Raw genomic sequence first — 22,880 nt, 5'->3', positions numbered from 1 at the left:
GGATGCGCCGGGCGCGTGCCGCGCTCAGCTTTTCGCGATGTCGGCCAGGACGCCGGCGAGCACGGCCGGCTGCGACATGAACGGCGAATGGCTGCTGTCGAGCTGGTGCACGTGGGTCGGGTTGCCGGGCGCGAACGTGTCGGCTTCGTCGATGAAGCGCTGCTGCAGCGCGGGCAGGATCACGCGATCCTGCAGGCATTTGATGTAGTGACGGTCGATCGCGCCCCAGCGTGCGGCCGTCGTCGGGATCGCGGTCGCGAACGGCGCGGCCGGCACGTCGCAGCTCATCAGGTTCGCGACGGCCTCGAAGTCGGCCTGCGGCACGTCGTCGTACAGCGCGCGCTTCGCGAGCTCGCGATAGGCGGCGTCGCCGCTGCGCGGATCGATGCGCAGCGCACCGGCGACGCGCGGGCTCGCCAGCATCAGCGGGCCGAGCATTTCACCCTTGTTTTCAGGTGCGCGCACGTAGTCGAGGCCCGGCACGCCCGACGCGGGCATGAAGGCCGCGAGATAGACGATCTTCGCGATCTTGTCCGGCGCGCGTTCGGCGGCCGCCGTGATCGCGAGGCCGCCCATGCTGTGCCCGACGAGCACGACCTTGCCGCGGCCGAGTGCGTACGCGTCGTCGACCGCCTGCATCACCTGCGTGGCGTAATCGTCGAGCGTCGTGTTCGCGACCGGCGACGGCTCGGCGCCGAACGCATCCTTGTCGAGCGGGCGTGCGAAGTAGGAAGCGGGAAAACGGGCGTTGATGCCGTGCGCGGGCAGGTCACGCGCGATCGACAGATGGCCGCGCGCGGCCAGCGCGGCCGCGACGTGCGCGTAGCACCACGCGCCGTGCCAGGCGCCGTGCACGAGCACGAAAACGGGATGATCGGACTGCGGGGTGGCGCTTGCGTTCGTCTCCATGGTGTCCGGGTCTTCAGATCTTGAGAAAGGTGTCATCTTAGACGAACCCGCGTGCGCCCTGACGGGCCGGATTCGATCCGTCCTCTTGTCTCGTACAGGCCACATTTCGTTCGTATCTGATTTGAATTTATCGCGAAGCACGCTAATTTGTTGCTTTACTTGCGATTGCGCCCCATGAACGTCGACTATCTTTTCTACCGGAGGCCGGACAAGCCTGGCCCCTATTCGCTCGACGACCTCGGCGACATCGCGCCGCCGATCGGCCCGGGCGACGTGGTGCGTGCGGGCATCGCGCGCGTGTTCGCGCAGATCGACTGGCAGGAATCGCCCGATGTGCCGGGCGCGTGGTTCGGCACGGGCGGTGCGACATTCCAGTTCACCGCGGAGCCCGACGGCCGCGTGACGAGCTTCATGGGCTCGCGCCTCGAACGCCGCTCGATGCTGCAACTCACCCGCGAAATGGGGCTCATTGCGCTCGACCTGCAACGCGACATCGTTTACGGCTGACGCGCCGCCGGCGCCGGCGCCCGCGGGGCCCGCCCGGGCCGGCCGCGCTTGCCGGCCAACGGCTTCCGGCATGCCGCCGCACGTGGCGCGTGTCCGCCATCGAACTTCAAAGATTGCTATACTTTCGCCCAATTCCGGCTTCCGGCCGGTAATTTGTGCCTGTCTGTGTCGATCGTTCGCATATCTCGCACGCATTTGACACCCTGACCATCCCAGCCGGGCATGGCTTCTTCAATCGCCCCGCGTGGGTGTCTCCGTGGAGCTCGTCTTGGCCGTTTCCCATTCCGTCGTGGACGAACAAGAAACCGACGCCGCTGCCGTCACATCGGGCAGTTCTTTCTATCTTGCGATGCGCATCCTGCCGGCCGTGCAGCGCGATGCGATGTTCCAGGTCTACGCGTTTTGCCGCGCGGTCGACGACATCGCCGACAGCGACCTGCCGCGCGCCGAGCGCCACGCGGGCCTCGATCGCTGGCGCGCGGACATCGACGCGTGCTTCGCCGGCCGCCCGCCGCGCCACCTGGCTGCGCTCGACCGCGAGATCCGCGCATTCAACCTGCAGCGCGACGACTTCCACGCGATGATCGACGGGATGGCGATGGATGCGGTCGAAGACATCTGCGCGCCCGACGAACCGACGCTCGACCTCTTCTGCGATCGCGTGGCGAGTGCGGCCGGCCGGCTGTCGGTGAGGATTTTCGGGATGCCGGAAGCCGAAGGGATCAAGCTGTCGCATCATCTCGGCCGCGCGCTGCAACTGACCAACATCCTGCGCGACATCGACGACGATGCGGCGATCAACCGTTGCTACCTGCCGCGCGAGCTGCTTGCGCGCGAAGGCATCGCGATCACCGACCCGGCGACGATCGTGCGCGATCCGGCGCTGCCGCGCGTGTGCGCGACGCTCGTCGAGCGCGCGCTCGAGCACTTCCGCCAGGCTGACGCAGTGATGGACACCTGCGCGCGTGCGCAGGTGAAGGCGCCGCGCATCATGTCGGGCGCGTATCGCTGCATTCTCGAAGCCGCGATCGCACGCGGCTTTGCCTTCCCGCGCGCGCCGCTGCGCAAGCCGAAAGCGCGCATGCTGATGATCGCCGCGCGCTACGCGCTGTTCTGAGCCGACCGAGTCGATGCCCAGGACCGTCCACGTGATCGGCGCCGGCGTTGCCGGCCTGTCGGCCGCGGTCGAGCTGCAACGCCGCGGTCGGCGCATCGTGCTGCACGACGCGCACGCGCATGCAGGCGGCCGCTGCCGCTCGTGGTTCGACGGGACGCTGAACACGACGCTCGACAGCGGGCTGCACACGGTGTTTGCGGGACAGCCCGCGACGCAGCGCTACCTGCGCGCGATCGGCGCGGCCGACCAGCTCACGGGGCCCGCGCTGCCTGAATTCCCGGTCGTCGACGTCGCGTCGCAGCAGCGCTGGACGCTGCGCTTCGGCAGCGGGCGCTGGCCGTCGTGGCTGTTCGATGCCGCGTCGCGCGCGCCGGACACGACGCCGCTCGACTACCTCGCGCTCGCCCCGCTCGCGTTCGCGCGGATGGGCCGCTCACTCGCACAGACGATGCGATGCGACGGTATGTTGTGGGAACGTTGGCTGCGGCCGTATTTCCTCGGTGTGCTGAACGTCGAGCCGCGCCACGCGAGTGCCGAACTCGCACGCGCGGCGCTGTGCAGCACGTTTTCCGCGGGCGGCCCCGCTTGCCGTCCACTCGTCGCGCGCCACGGCCTCGGCAGCGCATTCGTCGAACCGGCGCTGCGGATGCTGCAGCACGGCGGCGCGCAGATCCGGCTGAACTCGCGGCTCGACGCGTTCGAATTCGGCGCGCACGGCAACGCGGTCGATGCGGTTTCGGTCGGTGGCGAGCGGATCGATCTCGCGCCGGGCGACGCCGTCGTGCTGGCCGTGCCGCCCGAGGTCGCGCAGCCGCTCGTGCCCGAACTCACCGCGCCCGACACGTTTAGCGCGGTCGTGACCGCGTATTTCGCGGCTGAAGCGCCGGCCGGCAATCCGCTGCAGACGTCCGTGATCAGCGGTGTGGTCGATACGGTGCGCACCGGCGGCGGCCAGTTCGCGGCGACGATCCGCGACGCGGGCCGCTGGCTCGACACGCCGCGCGACACGCTCGCGCGGCGCATCTGGGAAGATGTCGCGCGCGTGACCGGCGCGAACCCGGAAACCATCCCCGCGTGGCAGCTCGTCGTCGAGCCGCGCGCGGGCTTTGCGGCGGTGCCGTCGCAGGAAATGAAGCGTCCGGCCGTGCGTACGCGCTGGACCAATCTTGTGCTGGCGGGCGACTGGATTGCCACCGGCTTGCCCGCCACGATCGAGGGTGCGATCCGCTCCGGCCAGCTGGCCGCGGACGTGCTCCAGACACAGTAAGTAAAAGAGGGACCGATGAACGATCTCACCGAAATGGCTACCCTGTCCGCCGGCGCCGTGCCGGCCGGCGTCGATACGGCCGTCGCGCGTGCGACCGACGCGCTGCTGGCCGCGCAGAACGCGGATGGCCACTGGGTCTACGAACTCGAAGCCGATTCGACGATTCCCGCCGAGTACGTGCTGCTCGTCCACTATCTCGGCGAGACGCCGAACCTCGAGCTCGAACAGAAGATCGGCAAGTATCTGCGCCGCATCCAGCAGGCCGACGGCGGCTGGCCGCTGTTCACCGACGGCGCGCCGAACATCAGCGCGAGCGTGAAGGCGTATTTCGCGCTGAAGGTGATCGGCGACGACGAGAACGCCGAGCACATGCAACGTGCGCGCCGTGCCATCCACGCGATGGGCGGCGCCGAGATGTCGAACGTGTTCACGCGCATCCAGCTCGCGCTGTACGGCGCGATTCCGTGGCGCGCGGTGCCGATGATGCCGGTCGAGATCATGCTGCTGCCGCAGTGGTTCCCGTTCCATCTGTCGAAGGTGTCGTACTGGGCGCGCACGGTGATCGTGCCGCTGCTCGTGCTGAACGCGAAGCGCCCGCTCGCGAAGAACCCGCGCGGCGTGCGCATCGACGAACTGTTCATCGATCCGCCCGTCAACGCCGGGCTGCTGCCGCGCCAGGGCCACCAGAGCCCCGGCTGGTTCGCGTTCTTCCGCGTCGTTGACCATGCGTTGCGCGCGGTCGACGGGTTGTTCCCGAACTACACGCGCGAACGCGCGATCCGCCAGGCCGTGTCGTTCGTCGACGAGCGCCTGAACGGCGAGGACGGCCTCGGCGCGATCTATCCGGCGATGGCCAACTCGGTGATGATGTACGACGCGCTTGGCTACGCGGAAGATCACCCGAACCGCGCGATTGCGCGCAAGTCGATCGAGAAGCTGCTCGTCGTGCACGACGATGAAGCGTATTGCCAGCCGTGCCTGTCGCCGGTGTGGGACACGTCGCTCGCCGCGCATGCGCTGCTCGAAACGCGCGACGCGCGTGCCGAGGATGCCGCGATCCGCGGCCTCGAATGGCTGCGCCCGCTGCAGATCCTCGACGTGCGCGGCGACTGGATCTCGCGCCGCCCGCACGTGCGGCCCGGCGGCTGGGCGTTCCAGTACGCGAACGCGCACTACCCGGACGTCGACGATACGGCGGTGGTCGCGGTGGCGATGGAGCGCGCGCAGCAACTCAAGCAGAACGACGCGTATCGCGATTCGATCGCGCGTGCGCGCGAGTGGGTCGTCGGGATGCAGAGCAGCGACGGCGGCTGGGGCGCGTTCGAACCGGAAAACACGCAGTACTACCTGAACAACATCCCGTTCTCGGATCACGGCGCGCTGCTCGATCCGCCGACGGCCGACGTGTCGGGCCGCTGCCTGTCGATGCTGTCGCAGCTCGGCGAGACGCCGCTGAACAGCGAGCCGGCGCGTCGCGCACTCGACTACATGCTCAAGGAACAGGAACCGGACGGCAGCTGGTATGGCCGCTGGGGGATGAACTACGTGTACGGCACGTGGACGGCACTGTGCTCGCTGAACGCGGCCGGCCTGACGCCGGACGATCCGCGCATGAAGCGCGGCGCGCAGTGGCTGCTGTCGATCCAGAACAAGGACGGCGGCTGGGGCGAGGACGGCGACAGCTACAAGCTGAACTATCGCGGTTTCGAGCAGGCGCCGAGCACCGCGTCGCAAACCGCGTGGGCGCTGCTTGGCCTGATGGCGGCCGGCGAGGTGAACAACCCGGCGGTGGCGCGTGGCATCGACTACCTGATCGCCGAGCAGAACGAAGAAGGCTTGTGGGACGAGACGCGCTTCACGGCGACGGGCTTCCCGCGCGTGTTCTACCTGCGCTACCACGGCTATCGCAAGTTCTTCCCGCTGTGGGCGCTTGCCCGCTATCGCAACCTGAAGCGCGACAACACCACGCGCGTGACGGTCGGGCTGTAACGCGTGGCGCCGCAATCCACCGGCTCGTTGCCCGTCATCGCCGTGACGGGGATGGCGTTCGAGGCGCGCATCGCACGCGGCGACGGCGTCGAAGCCGTCTTTGCCGCACGGGCCGACCGCCTCGAACGCGCGCTGACCGAGGCGACCGCACGCGGTTGCGCGGGCATCGTGAGCTTCGGCACGGCGGGCGGGCTCGCGCCCGACCTGGCGCCCGGCGCGCTCGTGGTCGCGAGCGCGATCGACGGGCCGTTCGGCCGCGTCGAGACCGACGCGGGCTGGAGCGCGCGGCTCGTCGCCGCGCTGCACGACACGCCCGTCTGGGCGCGCGTCACGCGCGGCACGATCGCGGCCGTCGGCGCACCGGTCATCAGCGAGCAGGACAAGACGTCGCTGCATCGCGCGAAGGACGCGCTCGCCGTCGACATGGAGTCGCATATCGCGGCGGCTTTCGCGGCGGCGCGCGGCGTACCGTTCGCGGTGTGCCGCGCGATCGTCGATCCGGCGTGGCGCACGTTGCCGCGCGCGGCGACGGCCGGCCTGCGCGATGACGGCAGCACGGCGATCCTGCCGATCCTGCGTGAACTGCTGAAGCAGCCGTCGCAGCTCGGCCCGCTGCTGCAGGTCGCGAGCGATGCGCGCGCGGCGCGCACGACGCTGATCCAGGCACGACACGCGTTCGAGCGTGCCGGTGCGATGCGGATCGCCTGAGCGACACGCGTCGCCTGTCTCGCCCTTCTCTCCCGTTTTCCGTTTCTCGCGGACAAAAAAAGAGCGCTGCATCTGAACTGCAGCGCTCTTTGTCTTTGCGGCGACGGCCGTTGCAGCGTTACTGCTGCACGGCCGGAGCGCTCGCAGGCGTCGCTGGTGCGGCCGCCGATGCCGCAGCCGGGGCGATGGCCGATGCCGCAGCCGGTGCAGCGGCCGAAGCAGCAGCAGGCGCACTCGCCGGCATCGCGTTGTCCGCGCCCGGATCGTCGTACTGCGGCAATCCCGGCGCGGCCGGTGCGTTGTTCGGCGTGGCGCCCGATGCGCCGCCCGCATCGCCCGGATCCTCGTAGTTCGGCAACCCCGGCACGGCAGGCGTTCCGGCCGGCACGGCGCCCGATTCACCCGGTTCGTTGTAGGTCGGCACCGTGGCCGACGACGACTGGCTGCGATACGTCAGCGACTTGCGCTGCTGCAGATACGCGTCGCGCACGAACGAATACGGATCGAGCGCGGCCTGCTTCAGCAGGTCGGTCGCGCCGAGCAGGTCCGAACGCGCGCTGATGAACTGCGCGATGTACATCGGGTTGCGCGCGGCCGGCTCGATGTAGTTCAGCAGGTTGAAGCGCACGTCCACCGCGCGGCCGACGCCGTCGCGGATCGTGCTCGGCCCGAACACGGGCAGCACGAGATACGGGCCGGACGGCATGCCCCAGCGCGCCATCGTCAGCCCGAAATCCTGGTGGTGCTTCGGCAACCCGGCCGGTGTCGCGATGTCGATCAGGCCGGCGACGCCGAACAGCGAGTTCATCGCCACGCGCATCAGATCCTGCGTCGCATCGGTGATGCGCAACTGCAGCAGGTTGTTGGCCATGTTGCCGAGATCGCCGAGGTTCGAGAAGAAGTTGCTGATCGCGGTGCGCACGGGCGTCGGCGTGACCTTCTGGTACCCCTTCGCGATCGGCTGGGCGATGTTCGTGTCGACGGTGTCGTTGAACTTGTACATCGCCCGGTTCATCGGCTCGAGCGGGTCGTTGGGGTTGCGGTTCGGTCCCGTCGCGCAGCCGGTCAGCGCCGCGCTGGCGGCAACGGTCGCCGCAATGATTCGCACCTTATTCATTGATTCCTTGCGATTGGTTCTTGGCGCGTTTGACGCGCGGTTTGCCCATCAGGACGGGCTGGAACACCACGGCGCCTATCAGCGTGCAGGTCAGGGCCAGCGCGAGCAGCTTGCCCATGCTCGACGTGCCCGGGTGGTGCGACAGCCACAGGCTGCCGAATGCGGTCGCCGTCGTCGCGGCGCTGAACAGGACGGCATGCGTGAGGCTCGAGTGCAGCAACCCGGTTTGCCCCGCGCGCCACGCCATCACGAAATACACCTTGAACGCGACGCCGACGCCGAGCATCAGCGGCAGCGCGATGATGTTCGCGAAGTTGAGCGACATGCCGAGCACGACGCACAGCTCGAGCGTCACGACGCCCGACACGAGCAGCGGCACCAGCGTGCGCAGCACGTCGCCGAAGCGGCGCAGCGTGACCCACAGCAGGACCGTGATCGAGATGATCGACCACAGCGCCGCATGCAGGAACGCGTTGATGATCGTGTCGGCCGAATGCAGGATCGAGATCGGCCCGCCGGTCGTGCCGGGTTCCGCGGCTTTCACGGCCTTCGCGAAGCGGCGCAGCATCGTGTCGTCGCCCGGGTCGACGCCCTTCGGCACCTTCGGCGAGATCTGCACGAGCGCATGGCCGTCCGGCGCGACCCAGTCACGCACGAGCTGCGGCGGCAGCGATTCGCGCGTGACGTCCTGCGGCTGCAGCAGCGACGCGAGCTGGTTGAGCGCGATGCGCAGCGTATCGGAGAACGCGCGTTCGGCGCGGTCGCGCGTCGCGGCATCCGCGGCGGCGAGCTTCGCGAGCGACGCCGACAGGTGCTGCGCGGCGGCCGCGCCCGGGCCCGGGTGATCTTCGGCCGCGTAGCTCAGCAGGTCCGACACGCGCTTGAGCGCGGCGACGCGCTGCGCGTCGGTCGCGGGCGGCGCGGGCGGCTGCGTCAGCGCGGGCAGCAGGTCGCTCGCGGCCGCGGCGATCGCCGCGCGCTTGGCCGGCTGGTCGGCGGGGATGAAGGTCGACAGCGTGGTCGTGCGGCCGACTTCGGGCAGCGCGTCGAGGCGCTTCGCGGCCGCATCGGCCTGCGCGAGCGACGGCGCGAGCAGCGTGACGTCGTTGACGGCGGCTTCCGGCGAATCCTTCAGGGCGAGCAGCGTCGCCATCGATTCGCTGTTCGGGTCCTTCAGGTGCAGCGGGTTGAAGTCGAAGCGCAGGAACGCGAGCAGCGGCAGCGCGCCGATCACGACCACGAGCGTGCCGATCAGGATCGGCTTGCGATGGCGGTCGAGGTAATCGTCGACCGGCGCGAGCCACGGGAAGCCCGGCGTCTTCGATTCGCCCGGCGGCGCGAACAGGCGCAGCAGCGCGGGCAGCAGCGTGATCGTGGTGAGCAGCGCGACGAACATCCCGACGCCCGCGATCAGGCCGAGCTCGGACACGCCGCGATAGGCGGTGGGGATGAACGAGAAGAAGCTCGCCGCGACGGCCGCGGTGGCCAGCGCGAGCGGCATGCCCATCGAGTGCGCGGCGCCGATCAGCGCGTGGTCGATGCGCGGATCGCGGAAGCGCTCCTCGCGGTACTTCACGCCGTACTGGATCGAGAAATCGACGCCGAGGCCGACGAACAGCACCATGAACGCGACCGAGATCATGTTCAGCGAGCCGACCATCGCCAGGCCGAGCGCGGCGGTCACGACGAGGCCGACGAACAGCGTGACGAGCACCGAGCCGATCATCCGCTTCGAGCGCAGCGCGAGCCACAGGATCACGAGCACGGCGAGCAGCGTGAAGACGCCGTTGAGCGCCGCGCCGTCCTCGACCGACGCGAATTCGTCGTCGGCGAGCGGCTGTTCGCCGGTCAGGCGCACGACCGCGCCGTAGCGCTTCTCGAGGTCGATCGAACGGGCCGCGTCGCGGATCACCTGGCTGGTTTCCGCGCCGGCCTTCAGCGCGCCGTAGTTGACCACGGGCTGCACGGTGACGAACGCGCGCGCGGGCTGCCGCGCGGCATCGTTGTCGACCAGCGCGCGCCACGAGAACGCGGCCGGCTTGCCGGCCAGCACGTCGTCGACCGTCGCGGCGCTGCGGGCGAGCAGCTTCGCCATCGTCGGCAGCTTCACCTGGCCGGTCAGCAGCGGCTGGCCGAGCGTGGTGGAGAGCGTCGTGGCGAGCCCGGTCAGGCTCGGGTTCTTCGCGAGTTCGTTGACGAGCGGGCGCGCGCTCGCGAGCTGCGCGGTCGTATCGGTGACTTCCTGCGGCGACAGGAACAGCAGCCCGTTGTGCTCGAAGAACGGCCCGCCGCCGGGCTCGGCGACCTGGCCGATGCGGCCGGCGGCGGCATCCTTCTGCAGCGCGTCGGTCAGCGCCTGCGCGGCGGCATTCGCGAATTCGGGCGCGGGTGCCTCGACGACCGCGAGGATCGTGCCGTTGCGTTGCGGGAACGCTGTGTCGACGGCGTGGCCGAGCGCGGCAAATTGCGGTTCCGCATCGACGAGCTTGCTGATGTCGGTGTTGATCTTGAAATGCTGCGCGACATAGACGCCGCTGAGCGCGGCGATGACGAGCGACAGCACGACGACCCAGACGGGCCGGCGTACCGACCATGCAACGAGTCGGACGATGAGAGATGTCACCATGTGGCGGTGGGGAGCGGCTGGAAAGGGCAAAGTAGCCAAGTATACCGGCGCAGCGTGGCGGCGGTCGTGACGTTGGGGGTTACGAGAACGGAAGGAGATTTGCTCGCGACGGCGGAATCGATGCCGGTGGCCGGCCGGTTTGTAAGGGGATATTTACATAAACGGCGCCGCGCTGCTTCGACGCGCCGCTGCGAGCCTGTGACAAAGGATCTGAAAGGTAACAGTCGGTCACGGCGGCGCACCGAGGCGTCGGGCCCGGTATACTTTGCTCCGTCGGCCGGTGCAATGAACCGGTCGTTTTTTCTCATCGAGCGATATTCGTATGAAACGTCATCTGTTTGCTTTCGTCGCGGCGGCCGCCGTGTCGGTTTCCGCTTTCGCGCAGAGCGCGCCGGTCGATATCGTCCGCAACGCGGTCGAGGGCACCGTCAACGCGATGAAGGCCGATCCGGCCGCACGCGGCGGTGACATGGCGAAGGTCTCCGCAGTCGTCGAGCAGCGCTTCCTGCCCGCGACCAACTTCGAGCGCACGACCCGCATCGCGGTCGGTGACGCGTGGAAGCAGGCCACGCCGCAACAGCAGCAGGAGCTGTACAAGCAGTTCAGGCTGCTGATGACGCGCACCTACGCCGCGTCGCTCGCGCAGCTCGGCAGCCAGGACGCGAAGTTCTCGTTCAAGGCGGGCGGCGCGTCGGGCGCCGACGCGCTCGTCCAGTCGACGGTCACGACGCCGGGCGACAGCCAGTCGGTCGGCTATCGTCTCGGCAAGGTCGGCAACGACTGGAAGATCTACGACATCGACATGTCGGGCGCGTGGCTGATCCAGGTCTACCAGGGGCAGTTCAAGAGCCAGCTCGCATCGGGCGGGATCGATGGCCTGATCGCGTATCTGCAGAAGCACAATTCGCGGACGAACTGACGGCCGCTGAGCGATCCGGATTCCGGATGCACGAAGGGCGCCCTCGGGCGCCCTTTTTCATGGCTGTGCGCTGGCGGCGCGTTACGCGCCGGCGCCGAGCATCCGCAGGCAATCGTCGACCACCGCGTCGACGAACGCGGCACGATCCGCTTCCGGCGCCGCGATGATGTGATCGGTCGCGCCATGCACGCCCGCATAGATCAGCAGCGCGGTCACCTGCGGATGCGCGAGCCGCCAGGTGCCGGCCCGTGCGCCGCCGTCGAGAATCGCGCCGAGCTGCTCGAGGATCGCGTTCTTGTCGGCATTCGCACGATCGTGGTGATGGTGGTTCGTGTAGACGATGTCGTGCGTGCGGTAGGTCGCCGCGTAGGTTTCGATGTTGGCGCGGATCCACGCGCGCAGGCGCGCGAGCCAGTCGTCGGCGTCGCACGCGTCCACCGCGTGCTGCAAACGGTCGAGGAACGAGGCCGTGTAGCGCTGCGCGAGCGCGGCGAGCATGTCGGACTTCGATTCGAAGTAGTGATAGAACGTGCCTTTCGCGACCTGCGCGTGCTCGACGATCTCGCTGATGGTCGTCGCTTCCACGCCCTGCGCGAGGAACAGCGTCTCGGCCGCCGCCATCAGTTCCTCGAGGCGCACTTCCGCCGGCTTCGTGCGCGGCTTGCCTGCCGGCGTGTCGTCTTTCACTGTCCTGAGTCCTGCCTTGGTCCTGTCCGTCATCGCGCGGCTCGACCCCCGTTCATGCAAAGCCCGCAGTTTAGGCCAGCGTCCTGCTCACGGCCAACGCAATCCATTGACCGACGGTCGGTCGATATATATGATGAGAATCATTCTCATCTCGATGCCCGTCAAGGGCTGACCACCATGCCTCGCTACCGTCGCGCCGCACTCGTCCTGGCCGCCTGTCTCGGCACCTTTCTCGCCACGCTCGACATCAGCATCGTCAACGTCGCGTTGCCGACGCTGCAGACGGCGCTCGATACCGATATCGGCGGCCTCCAGTGGGTCGTCAATGCGTATGCGCTGGCGCTGTCCGCGTTCATGCTGTCGGCCGGGCCGCTCGGCGATCGCTACGGGCACAAGCGTGTTTGGCTCGCCAGCGTCGTCCTGTTCACGGTGGGATCGGTGGTCTGCGCATGCGCGGGCAGCATCGAGCCGCTGCTGATCGGGCGCGCGATCCAGGGGCTTGCCGGTGCGTTGCTGATACCGGGCGCGATGCCGATCCTCACGCATGCGTTTCCCGATGCGCGCGAGCGTGCTCGCGCGATCGGCGGGTGGTCCGCGTTTAGTGCGCTCGCGCTGATCCTCGGGCCGCTGGTGGGCGGCCTGCTCGTCGAGCATGGCGGATGGCAGAACATCTTCCTCGTCAACGTGCCGATCGGCATCGTGACCGTGCTGCTCGGCGCATGGGGCATTCCGGAGCGCCGGCATCCGCAGCACGCGGCGTTCGATCCGCTCGGCCAGGCACTGAGCGTGATCTGGCTCGGGTTGCTCACGTACGGGCTGATCGGCATCGGCGAAGCCGGCGCGTGGCATGCGAAAGTGCTCGCGCCGCTGGCGGGCGCCGCGGTGGCGTTCGTCGTGTTCGTGCGAGTCGAGACGCGTGTCGAGCGGCCGCTGCTGCCGGTCTGGCTGTTTCGCGACCGGCGGCTGGTGCGCGCCAATCTCGCGTCGTTCGTGCTCGGGTTCTCGGGGTACAGCAGCCTGTTCTTCCTGTCGCTGTTCCTGCAGCAGGCGCAGGAGCGCACGCCTGCCGAGGCCGGCTGGCAACTGATGCCGCAGTTCGTGATGACGGCGATCACGTCGATGCTGTTCGGGCGCATCGCGGCGCGTATTCCGTTGCATGCGCTGATGGTGGCCGGGTACGGCCTGATCGGCGCGATGCTCGCGGTCATGGCCGGCTTCGGTGCGGGCACGCCATATGGGCCGGTCGGTGTCGCGCTGGCGGTGCTCGGCGTCGGCATGGGGCTCGCGGTGCCCGCGACCGGCATGACCGTGATGGAACTGGCGCCGGCCGAACGCGCGGGCATGGCGTCGGCGACGATGAACGCGTTGCGCCAGACGGGGATGAGCATGGGCATCGCGGTGCTCGGCAGCATGATGAGCGTCGGTGCGCTGCACCGGATGACGGCCGCGATGCTGGTGGCCGGCAGCGCGCAAGCGGATACGCTCGCGCGACAGGCGGTGATGGAGCATGTGTTTGCGGCAGGGCAGCCGGCGCTGCTCGGTGCGTATCGGGATGCGATGGCGCACGGGTTTTCGATCGCGGTTTTGTGTTCCGGGATCCTCAGTATTGTGGTTGCGGTGATGCTGATGGTGCGGCGTGAAACGGAGAAGCAGCCGGGACGCGCGGCGGCGTGCGTGACGTCGTCACAGCCGGAGTGATGTGGCGTGCCGGCAGATCGAGCCTGTCGCAGCGGATCGAGGCGTCAGCTGAATGGCCCTACCTCCGCCGATGCTCGACCGCGAACTTGATCAGCTCGGCCTGCCCTTCTATCTCCAGCTTGCGCTTCAGATTGAGCCGGTGCGTCTCGACCGTGCGCACCGACAGCCCCGTCTGCTGCGCGATCTGCTTGCTCGACAGCCCTTCCGCCAGCGCGTCGAGGATGTCGCGTTCGCGCGGCGTCAACCGGTCGAGCGGCGACGCGGTCGCGCTCGCGTGGATCATCCGCGCGGCGAGCCCCTCGCTGAAGAACGTCTGGCCGGCCAGCACCGCGCCGATCGCACGCACGATCTCGCTCGCGGGCGAATCCTTCAGCAGGTAGCCGCTCGCGCCGGCACGCACGGCCTGCGTCACGTATTCGATGTTGTCGTGCATCGACAGCATCAGCACGCGGATGCCCGGAAAGCGCTCGTGGAACACGCCCGCGAGCGTGATGCCGTTCATCCCGTTCATGCCGACGTCCATCAGCGCGAGATCGGGTTCGAGCGACGCGGCAAGCGCGAGCGCCTCGTCGGCGTTGCCGGCTTCGCCGACCACGGACAGGTCGGCCGCTTCGAGCCGCATCCGCAAGCCGTCGCGCACGAGCGGGTGATCGTCGACGAGCAGCAGTCGGGCGACGGGCCGGGCAGTGTCGGGGGCGCTCATGCGTGAAAGTCTCCTGTGATGGGGCGCATCATGACGCGGCGCCGGGCAGCGGCACGCGCGCGGCGACGATCGTGTGGCCGACCTGCGACGTGATCGTCAGCATGCCGCCGAGCGCGTCGAGGCGCTCGCGCATGTTGCGCAGGCCGATGCCGCGGCGCGCGTCGGCCTGCGAGCGTTCGGCGTCGAAGCCGCAGCCGTTGTCGGCGATGGTCAGCACGACGGATTGCGCGCCGACGTCGAGCGTGACGGCCGCGCGCGATGCCCGCGCATGATGCACGATGTTGCTGAGCGCTTCCTGGGCGATCCGGAACAGCGCGGTGTTGACGGCTTCGGGCAGCGGCCGGGTGCCGCTGTGCGCGACCTGCGTATAGCCGATGTCGATGCCGCTTTCGGCGCCGAGCTCGCGTACCAGTTGCTCGAGCGCGGCTGCGAGGCCGAGGTCGTCGAGCATCGACGGACGCAGCGCATGCGAGATGCGCCGCACTTCGCGCAGCGTGTCGCCGAGCCGCCCGACGCCCGATGCCAGTGCCTGCTCGGCTTCGGGCAGGCGGGCCGTGCCGCGTTCGAAGCGGGCGAGCGCGGATTCGAGCATCAGCTTCGCGGACACCATCATCTGGCTGATCCCGTCATGCAGCTCGCGCGACAGCCGCGCCCGCTCCTGCTCCTGCGATTCGACGACACGCTGCGCGAGCAGCTTGAGCTTCGCGTCGGTGCTGCGCGACTCGCTGACGTTCAGCACCAGCGCGCACACGGCGATCGCCGCCGCGCCGGTGAGCGCGATCGCGGTGAGCCAGCTCATCGTGCGCTCGATGTTCGCGGATGCGCGTGCGTCGATGCGCTGCAGCGCGGTGTCGACGTCGTCGAGATAGATGCCGGTGCCGACCATCCAGCCCCAGCGCTCGAGCGCGACGACGTAGCCGAGCTTCGGCGCGACGCGGCCCGTCGACGGCCGTTGCCATGCGTAGCGCACGTAGCCGCCGCCGCTCGACGCCGCGCCGATCAGCTTCTGGATCGTCAGCGCGCCCTGCGGGTCGCGCATCGACCAGTAGTTATGGCCGACGCGCTCCGGCTCGCGCGGATGCATCAGCGAATTGCCATGCAGGTCGTACACGAAGAAATAGCCGTCGGGGCCGAAATCCATCTTCTGCAGCATCGCGAGCGCCTGCGTGCGCAGCAGCGCGTCGTCGCGCGCGTTGCGGCCGCTCGCGTCGTAGAGCGGCATGATCGCGCTCGTCGCCAGCTCGACGTAGTGCTTCAGCTCGACTTCCTTGCTCGACAGGTACGCGGCCTGGATCGTCGCGTGCTGCGTGCGCGCGAGGGACGTCGCCTGCTGGCGCACGCCGAAGCCGATGCCGGCGATCGCGAGCAGGAACGGCACGATGGCCAGAAGGAAGATCTTTGCCTTGAGTCTCATGGTGGTAAGGTGGCCGACGGAGGCTGCGTCAGCGCAGAGAGCAGGTATTGTCTGCGATTTCATGAGGGTGTGGCCTTTGAGCGAGACGGGACACGCTGAAAGGCGGACAGCGAAAGGCCGGATGCTACTGGCGGGAACATAGGAGGCGGGCGGAGATTTGCCCCACGGACGGGCTAGGTTGAGCTCGGTCATAGCCCTGAAGAGATTTCTATAGAGTACCGTTATCCAGTCTGAATCGACTTGTGGCGATCTGGCTTGTGAAGCTCATTTGAATGGTGTGTATTCTTGAAAATTAGGCGGGTGATATTTTAAATTTGGAATATTTTGATTCCCAAGAAGGTCGCATATTAAAAAATTAAACGAAAAATGCAAATGATGAAAAATATTAAAAGCAGCTTTGCTGCTCTAGTTAGGAAAGGATCTGTAAAGTCGCCCACGGATAGGAATTTTTCCGAAAAAGCATGGAATGCTGCGTGGAAAGCGTCGGCTGATAATGAAGTGGCTGATGAGCAACTATATAACGCGGGAATCGTGTTCTCCAGGATATTGGCAGAACTTCGGGGGGAAATTGATCATCTTTATAGGAAACCGCCCAACGTTGGGTGGCTTGATTTGATCAAGGCATATTGCGGTATGGCTAATCGAGATGCATTCATCGTATCGAAATCTCATAGCCAACCTCGAGGGGATTTGACGGCTCTCACATCTTCTCGCAACAGGATGGGGAACAAGCTGACTCTCTCGGAGATAGCAACCGGTTGTGTGGATGGTATTGATATCGCAATTAGAAATTTGATGCGAACTCGTGTGCGAGCGGAATTTGGAAAAAATTCTGTGGACGCCTTCGATTTCGTTAAGAAAGAGATTGCGATTTCTCAACTCTATGGAATTTATGAAGGTTACTGGCGTGCACTTTTGTGGGGCGAATGCGAATTCGAGCACAAGAGTGCGATGGAGTACGAGGTTAAACAAAAGGCATCTGATTTTTATATTGCATATGAAATTAGTCAATTACGCAAGGATAAGTTGATGGCCAATGCTGTCCCGTTTGCGACGGATCCAGCGTATCTAGCGATGTTGGGGTCTAAACTGTGTCTAGATTTTGTGCGTAGTGGAAAAAGGAGATCAATTTCCGTGATCGAGGCAGGGAAATTGAGTGAAAATTATCAAGTATTTCATGCGATGTATTTTTATCAACTGATTCAGCTTGAAGATTGCTTTCCTCGTGGTTTTCTTGAAAATGAATATAACAATCAGGGGTTTAGTGTTCTTGATGTGTTGGAGGTATTTCGTCTCCTTGTTATTCTTGCGCAAGTTAGTCTCGATAATTTTCCTTCAAATGACGGTGTGTTCACCTTCAACAAGGCGGTCAAATTTTCGCCGAGCGTGAATCGAAGCGAGCTCTTGCGTGGAGTGAGCAAAATCACTGGGTGGAAGTTCGAGAAATCCGAGAAAATTCTCGATTTTTTGTCTTTTAATGGTGACCGCGAAAAGGATCTGTGGTGTTATCCGGTTGTAGATATTGGCGAGGGCAACGTAACTTACCTTGTCGCGGCTTTGGTGTCTCCGGTATTGCAGCGCGTAGTCGAACACTGGCTCGTCAAAATGAAAGTCGATCTTGCCGAGAAAGGCCGGTCATTTGAGGGTGTAGTGACGGCTGTGCTAAATGAAACGATAAAGGGTAATCCGCTTTTTTCAGATCATGACCCAGTTGTCGGTCGACGTGTCGATCTAGATGCAAGTGGTGGAGAGGAAATTGACCTATTGTTGAGATTCGGGAGTGTCGTTGTCGTTGGCGAAATAAAATCGATCGTGACCACCGATTCGCCGATCTCCCTTTATAGAACTCGTCAGATAATATCGGGTGCTTCGGAGCAGGCGAAGAGAAAGTCTGGGTATTTTAAAAATAACTTGGAGGCTGCGTTCAGGGAGTTGGGGTGGAATTTTGATCCCAATGAGGCATACCGAATTGTTCCAGTGATTGTTTTAAGTAGTGGCATCTGTGCTGGGCTAACAATGAATGATGTTCCGGTATGTGATCTCAGAATTCTCAGTAAATATTTCAAAAATAACATTGTTCCGTTGGTCAGTGTGTCAGAGAAAGAGCATCTGGTCTGGTTTAAGTTATACGAGAATTTCGTCGATGCGCAGGAGAATTTTGAAAAATATCTGCATCATCCGCCACAGATTGCTCAGTCGGAGCGGGATTTTGAGGGTGTAACTTTTCGAGTGCCGTGTGTGAGCGAGGATTCAGCAAAAATTGTTTTCACAAGGCTTGTTAAAAAGCCGGTTGATGTGGATCAGCTACTGAAAAGGCAGTTTCCATTTCCATTGCATCGTTCTGACGGTTTCGCGGAAGTGATTGCCAAGGCCGACGCATTTCTCTGAACCATACGTCGGCGATGCCGGTGCCTGTTTCGTTGTATCGAACTGAGTGAGGGCGCACAGATTCGGGTAAGCGTTCTCCCCCTAGCTCAGATCAAGCTTATCTAACGCCTCATTGTCACTCAGGCTCGGCGCGGTTCTGGATCGGCGTTTGCGGCCGGGTGCACGACGATGCGGTTGCGCCCGCCTTCCTTCGCGCGATACAGCGCGTCGTCGGCCAGCTTCAGCGCGCCCTGCATGTCGTCGTCGTGTTCCGGATAGCTGGTCGTCACGCCGATGCTCACCGTCAGGCGGCCGGCGGTACCGGCGTCGTGCCGGATGCCGAGATCGAGGATGCCGGTGCGGATCGTCTCGGCGATCGTCATCGCGCCGTCCGTGTCGATGTCGGGCAGCACCACGACGAATTCCTCGCCGCCGTAGCGCGCCGCGTAATCGGCCGGGCGGCGCAGGCAACCGGCGATGCAGTGGCCGACCGCGGCAAGCGCGTCGTCGCCGGCCTGGTGCCCTTGCGTGTCGTTGTAGCGCTTGAAGTAATCGACGTCGATGAACAGCAGCGACAGCGCGTGCTGCGAGCGCGCGGCACGGCGCCATTCGCGCGCGAGCGTGACGTCGAGCATCCGGCGGTTGTCGAGGCCCGTGAGGCCGTCGGTGCGCGCGAGCGCCTGCAGTTCGGTTTCCGCGCGATGGCGCTTGCGCAGCTGCACGTCCAGCAGCAGCGACAGGCCGACGAAGCCGATCGCGAGCGCGACCATCGCGGAGCCGATCGGAATCGCACGGTCGTACCACGCGGCGTAGGTATCGGCTTCCGAGCGCGCGACCATGATGATGAGCGGCAGGTTCTCGAGGTGCCGGAACACGTACAGGCGCCGCACGCCGTCGATCGACGCGGTGTCGGCGAAGCTGCCTTCATTGGCGGTCATGAACCGCCGGAACGTGCTGGCGTGGCTGATGTCGCGGCCGACGATCTTCGGGTCGTACGGCTCGCGCGCGAGCATCCTGCCGTCCGTGTTGATCAGCGCGATCGAGCCGCGATCGCCCAGCGACAGGCGCGAGAACAGGTTCTGGAAATATTCGAGCCGGATCGACATCACGGCGACGCCGCCGAACGTGCCGTCGGGCTTCGTGATCCGCCGGCTGAGCGCGATGCTCGGCGAGCCGCCGCGCATCCGCGAGTGATACGGCGGGCTGACGTACAGGCCGGCGTCGGGGTGATCGCGGTGCACGACGAAGTACGGCTCGTTGCTGAAGTTGGCCTTGCGCGGCACGTCGCTCTTGCCGTCGACCTCGATGTCGCCCTTCGCGTCGAGCACGTAGATCCCGCCGAGGTACTTGGCGGTCGTCGCACGGTCGAACAGCACCTGGCGGCGCAGCGGCATCGGCAGCTTGACGACCTCGGGGTCGTTCTCCCCCTCGACGACGGCCTGCAGCGACAGCGAATAGATCTCGATATTGCGCTCGATGTCCCACGACGCCATCAGCGCCAGGTTCTGCTGCATCGCGATCGAGCGTTCGCGTGCATCGATGCGGCCTTCGTACAGCACGATCCCGCACAGGAGCAGCAGGACCAGCGCGATCAGCAGCCCGGTATAGAAGATCAGGTGGGGCAGCAGGAACCGGCGCAGATGAACGGCGACACGGCTCGTCAGGCCGGATTCGCTGGGCATTGCGTAGTCGGTTTCTGCCATGGTCGGTGGATCGGTGGGCATTGCCGCCGGGAGGCGGGCCGATGCGATTGTTCGTATGACGTGTCGGCGGCGATCCGTTACGCGACCATTCCGACGCCTTCCTGCCGGCCGGCGGGGAAAATGGACGCCGATTATCGGTAATCGCGGCCAGATATACCGGTAAATCAAGCATTCACTGGTGACATCTGCGCCGATTCAACGATCCGACGAATCGGGTAACGCGAATTCAACGGAGTATAACGCGCGCGTCCGCGTGCGCGGAAAATCTTGGGGGCCATTGATCCGGATCAAATTTCAGTGAATTCCCGGGCTGGTGAATATCGGGCAGCGCGTTTCAGCGCAAGGCTTTGCGGCATGTCGCCGCCGTTTCCATCCGGTGAGCGACACACGCAGGCGAAAAATGAAGGCATGCGATATGTGCCGATTATTCGTTTCAACGGCCGGGCGAACGCGAAAATGAAAACGGGCGGCCGTGGCGGCCGCCCGTTTCGTGAAGCACGCCTACGCTTAACCGCCGTGCCGTTGCGCCTTGAACGCGAGGCGGAACCGGTGCAGCAGCGGCTCGGTATAGCCGCTCGGCTGCGACGTGCCCTGCAGCGCGAGCGCGCACGCGGCCTTGAACGCGGTCGACTGGTCGTAGCCGGGCGCCATCGGGCGATAGTTCGGGTCGCCGGCGTTCTGCTGGTCGACGACGCGTGCCATCCGCTTGAACACGTCGAGCACGAACGCCTCGGTGATCACGCCGTGGCGCAGCCAGTTCGCGATGTGCTGGCTCGAGATGCGCAGCGTCGCACGGTCTTCCATCAGGCCGACGTCATGGATGTCGGGCACCTTCGAGCAGCCGACGCCCTGTTCGACCCAGCGCACGACGTAGCCCAGGATGCCCTGCGCGTTGTTCTCGACTTCGCTCAGGATCTCGGCCTCGCTCCACGCGGCGCGTTCGACGACCGGCACGGTCAGCAGGCCTTCGAGCAGCGCGTCGCGTTCGCTTGCGTACGGCGTCTTCTCGAGTTCCTGCTGGACGGCCTGCACGTCGACGAGGTGGTAGTGCAGCGCGTGGAGCGTCGCGGCGGTCGGCGACGGCACCCATGCGGTGTTCGCGCCGGCGCGCGGATGCGCGATCTTCTGCTCGAGCATCGCGTGCATCAGGTCCGGCATCGCCCACATGCCCTTGCCGATCTGCGCGCGGCCGCGCAGGCCGGCCGACAGCCCGGCGAGCACGTTGTTGCGCTCGTACGACTGGATCCACGCCGACGACTTCATGTCTCCCTTGCGGATCATCGGGCCCGCTTCCATCGCGGTGTGCATCTCGTCGCCGGTGCGATCGAGGAAGCCGGTGTTGATGAACGCCACGCGTGCGGCGGCCGCGGCGATACATGCGGCGAGGTTCACGCTGGTGCGGCGCTCCTCGTCCATGATGCCCATCTTCAGCGTGTTGCGCGGCAGGTTGTACAGATCCTCGATGCGCGCGAACAGCGTATCGGCGAACGCGACTTCGACCGGGCCGTGCATCTTCGGCTTCACGATGTAGATCGAGCCGGTGCGCGAGTTGCGCTTCGCCTTCAGGTCGTGCAGCGAGCACAGCACCGTGACGACGCCGTCGAGGATCCCTTCCGGAATCTCGTTGCCGTCGCGGTCGAGCACCGCGCCGTTGGTCATCAGGTGGCCGACGTTGCGCACGAACAGCAGCGAGCGGCCGTGCAGCGACAGCGTGCCGCCGGCGGGCGTGGTGTACTCGCGATCGGCGTTCAGGCGGCGCGTGAAGGTCTTGCCGCCCTTCGCGACTTCCTCGACCAGCGTGCCCTGCATCAGGCCGAGCCAGTTGCGGTAGAGCTGGACCTTGTCTTCCGCGTCCACCGCCGCGACCGAATCCTCGCAGTCGATGATCGTGCTGACCGCGGCTTCGAGCACGACGTCCTTCACGTGCGCGAGATCGGCACGGCCGATCGGCGTCGACGCGTCGATCTGGATCTCGAGGTGCAGGCCGTTGTGCTTCAGCAGGATCGCGGACGGCGCGTCGGCCGCGCCCTGGTAGCCGACGAACTGCGCCGGCTGCGCGAGGCCCACGACGCCCTTCGCGGTTTCGACGGCGAGCTGGCCGTCCTGCACGCGATAGCGCAGCGCGTCGCGATGCGAGCCGCTCGCGAGCGGCGCCGCGTTGTCGAGCACGTTGCGCGCGTAGTCGATCACGCGCTGGCCGCGCGTCGGGTTGTAGGCCGTGGTGCGTTCGGCGCCGCCGTCTTCAGGCAGCGCATCGGTGCCGTACAGCGCGTCGTACAGGCTGCCCCAGCGGGCGTTCGCGGCGTTCAGCGCATAGCGTGCGTTCGACAGCGGCACGACGAGCTGCGGGCCGGCCTGCGTGGCGATCTCGCTGTCGACGTTCGCGGTGGCTGCCGCGACGTTCGACGGGACCGGCACGAGGTAGCCGATCTGTTCGAGGAACGCGCGATACGCGGCGTGGTCGCGCACGGGGCCGGGGTGCGCACGGTGCCAGGTGTCGAGTTCCTGCTGCAGGCGGTCGCGTTCCGCGAGCAGCTCGCGGTTACGCGGCGCCAGGTCGTGCACCAGGGCCGAGAAACCGCTCCAGAACGCGGCCTTGTCGATGCCGGTGCCCGGCAGCGCTTCGTTTTCAATGAACTGGCTCAGCGCTGGCGCGACTTGCAGTCCTGCTTGGTCGATCATCGTTAATCCTCCCGGGGAAAAAATCGCGCGCGGCTTTGGCTGGTTACGCTGCGACGCTTTGTGTGCCGGCGCGGGCGATCTGCGCGTCCTGTTCGGACTTTACGCCAGACACGCCGATCGCGCCCGCGATCCGGCCGCCGACCGTGACCGGCACGCCGCCTTCGAGCAACCCCGTCAGCGGCGCGCTGAGAAACGCGGTGCGGCCACCGTTGATCATATCCTCATACGCTTTCGTCTCGCGCCGCCCGAGCGCCGCCGCGCGCGCCTTGTCCTGCGCGATATACGTGCTGGCCGGCGATGCACCGTCCAGGCGCGCAAAAGCGAGCAGGTGGCCGCCGTCGTCGACGACGGCGATCGACACGGCCCAGCCGTGGTGCTCCGCTTCCGCGCGGGCGGCGGCGAGCATGCGGTCGGCATCGGCGAGTTCGAGTTCGGGTTTCGTCTGCATGGCAATCCTCCGGAATCCG

General features: G+C 66.0%; 17 protein-coding genes. 8 read left to right on the top strand and 9 right to left on the bottom strand.

The window, feature by feature from the left end:
• Positions 1-24 precede the first annotated feature (24 nt).
• The gene (locus CFB40_RS31930) at positions 25-909 is read right to left on the bottom strand and encodes an alpha/beta fold hydrolase (RefSeq protein WP_089428726.1); all 885 of its coding nucleotides are present in this window, start codon (positions 907-909) and stop codon (positions 25-27) included.
• Between the two features lie 174 nt (positions 910-1,083).
• Between CFB40_RS31930 and CFB40_RS31925 the strand changes: the two genes are divergently transcribed.
• From CFB40_RS31925 to CFB40_RS31900, 5 genes are all read left to right on the top strand, one after another.
• Positions 1,084-1,416 carry a hypothetical protein gene (locus CFB40_RS31925; protein ID WP_089433547.1) on the top strand — a complete coding sequence of 111 codons (333 nt, stop codon included), beginning with the start codon at positions 1,084-1,086 and terminating at the stop codon, positions 1,414-1,416.
• A gap of 268 nt (positions 1,417-1,684) precedes the next feature.
• Positions 1,685-2,533, top strand: a complete 849-nt coding sequence (gene hpnD, locus CFB40_RS31915) for a presqualene diphosphate synthase HpnD (protein WP_089428727.1) — start codon at positions 1,685-1,687, stop codon at positions 2,531-2,533.
• A gap of 13 nt (positions 2,534-2,546) precedes the next feature.
• Positions 2,547-3,800: a hydroxysqualene dehydroxylase HpnE gene (hpnE, locus tag CFB40_RS31910; RefSeq protein ID WP_089433546.1), complete on the top strand. Its 1,254-nt coding sequence runs from the start codon at positions 2,547-2,549 to the stop codon at positions 3,798-3,800.
• A gap of 15 nt (positions 3,801-3,815) precedes the next feature.
• Positions 3,816-5,789 carry a squalene--hopene cyclase gene (shc, locus tag CFB40_RS31905; protein WP_089433545.1) on the top strand — a complete coding sequence of 658 codons (1,974 nt, stop codon included), beginning with the start codon at positions 3,816-3,818 and terminating at the stop codon, positions 5,787-5,789.
• Between the two features lie 51 nt (positions 5,790-5,840).
• Complete coding sequence (locus CFB40_RS31900) at positions 5,841-6,497, top strand: phosphorylase (protein ID WP_241022391.1); 657 nt, start codon at positions 5,841-5,843, stop codon at positions 6,495-6,497.
• 118 nt (positions 6,498-6,615) lie between these two features.
• Here CFB40_RS31900 and CFB40_RS31895 read toward each other — a convergent pair whose 3' ends face one another.
• Positions 6,616-7,614, bottom strand: a complete 999-nt coding sequence (locus CFB40_RS31895) for an MlaA family lipoprotein (RefSeq protein ID WP_089428731.1) — start codon at positions 7,612-7,614, stop codon at positions 6,616-6,618.
• Complete coding sequence (locus CFB40_RS31890; RefSeq protein ID WP_089433544.1) at positions 7,607-10,240, bottom strand: MMPL family transporter; 2,634 nt, start codon at positions 10,238-10,240, stop codon at positions 7,607-7,609. Before CFB40_RS31890 ends, CFB40_RS31895 begins: the two co-directional genes overlap by 8 nt.
• A 322-nt stretch (positions 10,241-10,562) precedes the next feature.
• Between CFB40_RS31890 and CFB40_RS31885 the strand changes: the two genes are divergently transcribed.
• Positions 10,563-11,159, top strand: coding sequence for an MlaC/ttg2D family ABC transporter substrate-binding protein (locus tag CFB40_RS31885; protein WP_089428733.1), 597 nt, complete (start codon positions 10,563-10,565; stop codon positions 11,157-11,159).
• 81 nt (positions 11,160-11,240) lie between these two features.
• Here the strand turns inward: CFB40_RS31885 and CFB40_RS31880 are convergent, their stop codons facing one another.
• Positions 11,241-11,879 carry a TetR/AcrR family transcriptional regulator gene (locus CFB40_RS31880; protein WP_089433543.1) on the bottom strand — a complete coding sequence of 213 codons (639 nt, stop codon included), beginning with the start codon at positions 11,877-11,879 and terminating at the stop codon, positions 11,241-11,243.
• 144 nt (positions 11,880-12,023) lie between these two features.
• Between CFB40_RS31880 and CFB40_RS31875 the strand changes: the two genes are divergently transcribed.
• Entirely contained in the window at positions 12,024-13,544 is a 1,521-nt protein-coding gene (locus CFB40_RS31875) for an MFS transporter (protein ID WP_089433542.1), read from the top strand.
• 58 nt (positions 13,545-13,602) lie between these two features.
• Here CFB40_RS31875 and CFB40_RS31870 read toward each other — a convergent pair whose 3' ends face one another.
• Both CFB40_RS31870 and CFB40_RS31865 read right to left on the bottom strand, forming a co-directional pair.
• Positions 13,603-14,247: a response regulator gene (locus CFB40_RS31870; RefSeq protein WP_043186307.1), complete on the bottom strand. Its 645-nt coding sequence runs from the start codon at positions 14,245-14,247 to the stop codon at positions 13,603-13,605.
• 28 nt (positions 14,248-14,275) lie between these two features.
• Complete coding sequence (locus CFB40_RS31865) at positions 14,276-15,661, bottom strand: cache domain-containing protein (protein WP_089433541.1); 1,386 nt, start codon at positions 15,659-15,661, stop codon at positions 14,276-14,278.
• Between the two features lie 372 nt (positions 15,662-16,033).
• Here CFB40_RS31865 and CFB40_RS38335 point away from each other — a divergent pair, with 372 nt between their 5' ends.
• The gene (locus tag CFB40_RS38335) at positions 16,034-18,049 is read left to right on the top strand and encodes a hypothetical protein (protein ID WP_143329912.1); all 2,016 of its coding nucleotides are present in this window, start codon (positions 16,034-16,036) and stop codon (positions 18,047-18,049) included.
• 119 nt (positions 18,050-18,168) lie between these two features.
• On the opposite strand, the gene CFB40_RS31860 is transcribed toward CFB40_RS38335, so the two are convergent.
• The 3 genes from CFB40_RS31860 to CFB40_RS31850 all read right to left on the bottom strand — a co-directional run bounded on the left by CFB40_RS31860 (position 18,169) and on the right by CFB40_RS31850 (position 22,861).
• Complete coding sequence (locus tag CFB40_RS31860; protein WP_089433540.1) at positions 18,169-19,731, bottom strand: sensor domain-containing diguanylate cyclase; 1,563 nt, start codon at positions 19,729-19,731, stop codon at positions 18,169-18,171.
• Between the two features lie 507 nt (positions 19,732-20,238).
• Positions 20,239-22,413, bottom strand: a complete 2,175-nt coding sequence (locus tag CFB40_RS31855) for a malate synthase G (protein ID WP_089433539.1) — start codon at positions 22,411-22,413, stop codon at positions 20,239-20,241.
• Positions 22,414-22,456: 43 nt separating this feature from the next.
• The gene (locus tag CFB40_RS31850; protein ID WP_089428739.1) at positions 22,457-22,861 is read right to left on the bottom strand and encodes a GlcG/HbpS family heme-binding protein; all 405 of its coding nucleotides are present in this window, start codon (positions 22,859-22,861) and stop codon (positions 22,457-22,459) included.
• Between the last annotated feature and the right edge of the window lie 19 nt (positions 22,862-22,880).

This window comes from Burkholderia sp. AU31652, from assembly GCF_002223155.1.
In the GTDB taxonomy this organism is placed as follows: domain Bacteria; phylum Pseudomonadota; class Gammaproteobacteria; order Burkholderiales; family Burkholderiaceae; genus Burkholderia.
Note: the sequence above shows the minus strand (reverse complement) of the source record. Positions and strands in the feature narration are given on the sequence as shown.

Coding starts and splice junctions, on each gene's coding strand:
- CFB40_RS31930 (WP_089428726.1), bottom strand. CDS start 909: ATGGAGACGAACGCAAGCGCCACCCCGCAGTCCGATCATCCCGTTTTC.
- CFB40_RS31925 (WP_089433547.1), top strand. CDS start 1,084: ATGAACGTCGACTATCTTTTCTACCGGAGGCCGGACAAGCCTGGCCCC.
- hpnE (WP_089433546.1), top strand. CDS start 2,547: ATGCCCAGGACCGTCCACGTGATCGGCGCCGGCGTTGCCGGCCTGTCG.
- shc (WP_089433545.1), top strand. CDS start 3,816: ATGAACGATCTCACCGAAATGGCTACCCTGTCCGCCGGCGCCGTGCCG.
- CFB40_RS31900 (WP_241022391.1), top strand. CDS start 5,841: ATGGCGTTCGAGGCGCGCATCGCACGCGGCGACGGCGTCGAAGCCGTC.
- CFB40_RS31895 (WP_089428731.1), bottom strand. CDS start 7,614: ATGAATAAGGTGCGAATCATTGCGGCGACCGTTGCCGCCAGCGCGGCG.
- CFB40_RS31890 (WP_089433544.1), bottom strand. CDS start 10,240: ATGGTGACATCTCTCATCGTCCGACTCGTTGCATGGTCGGTACGCCGG.
- CFB40_RS31885 (WP_089428733.1), top strand. CDS start 10,563: ATGAAACGTCATCTGTTTGCTTTCGTCGCGGCGGCCGCCGTGTCGGTT.
- CFB40_RS31880 (WP_089433543.1), bottom strand. CDS start 11,879: ATGACGGACAGGACCAAGGCAGGACTCAGGACAGTGAAAGACGACACG.
- CFB40_RS31875 (WP_089433542.1), top strand. CDS start 12,024: ATGCCTCGCTACCGTCGCGCCGCACTCGTCCTGGCCGCCTGTCTCGGC.
- CFB40_RS31870 (WP_043186307.1), bottom strand. CDS start 14,247: ATGAGCGCCCCCGACACTGCCCGGCCCGTCGCCCGACTGCTGCTCGTC.
- CFB40_RS31865 (WP_089433541.1), bottom strand. CDS start 15,661: ATGAGACTCAAGGCAAAGATCTTCCTTCTGGCCATCGTGCCGTTCCTG.
- CFB40_RS38335 (WP_143329912.1), top strand. CDS start 16,034: ATGATGAAAAATATTAAAAGCAGCTTTGCTGCTCTAGTTAGGAAAGGA.
- CFB40_RS31860 (WP_089433540.1), bottom strand. CDS start 19,731: ATGGCAGAAACCGACTACGCAATGCCCAGCGAATCCGGCCTGACGAGC.
- CFB40_RS31855 (WP_089433539.1), bottom strand. CDS start 22,413: ATGATCGACCAAGCAGGACTGCAAGTCGCGCCAGCGCTGAGCCAGTTC.
- CFB40_RS31850 (WP_089428739.1), bottom strand. CDS start 22,861: ATGCAGACGAAACCCGAACTCGAACTCGCCGATGCCGACCGCATGCTC.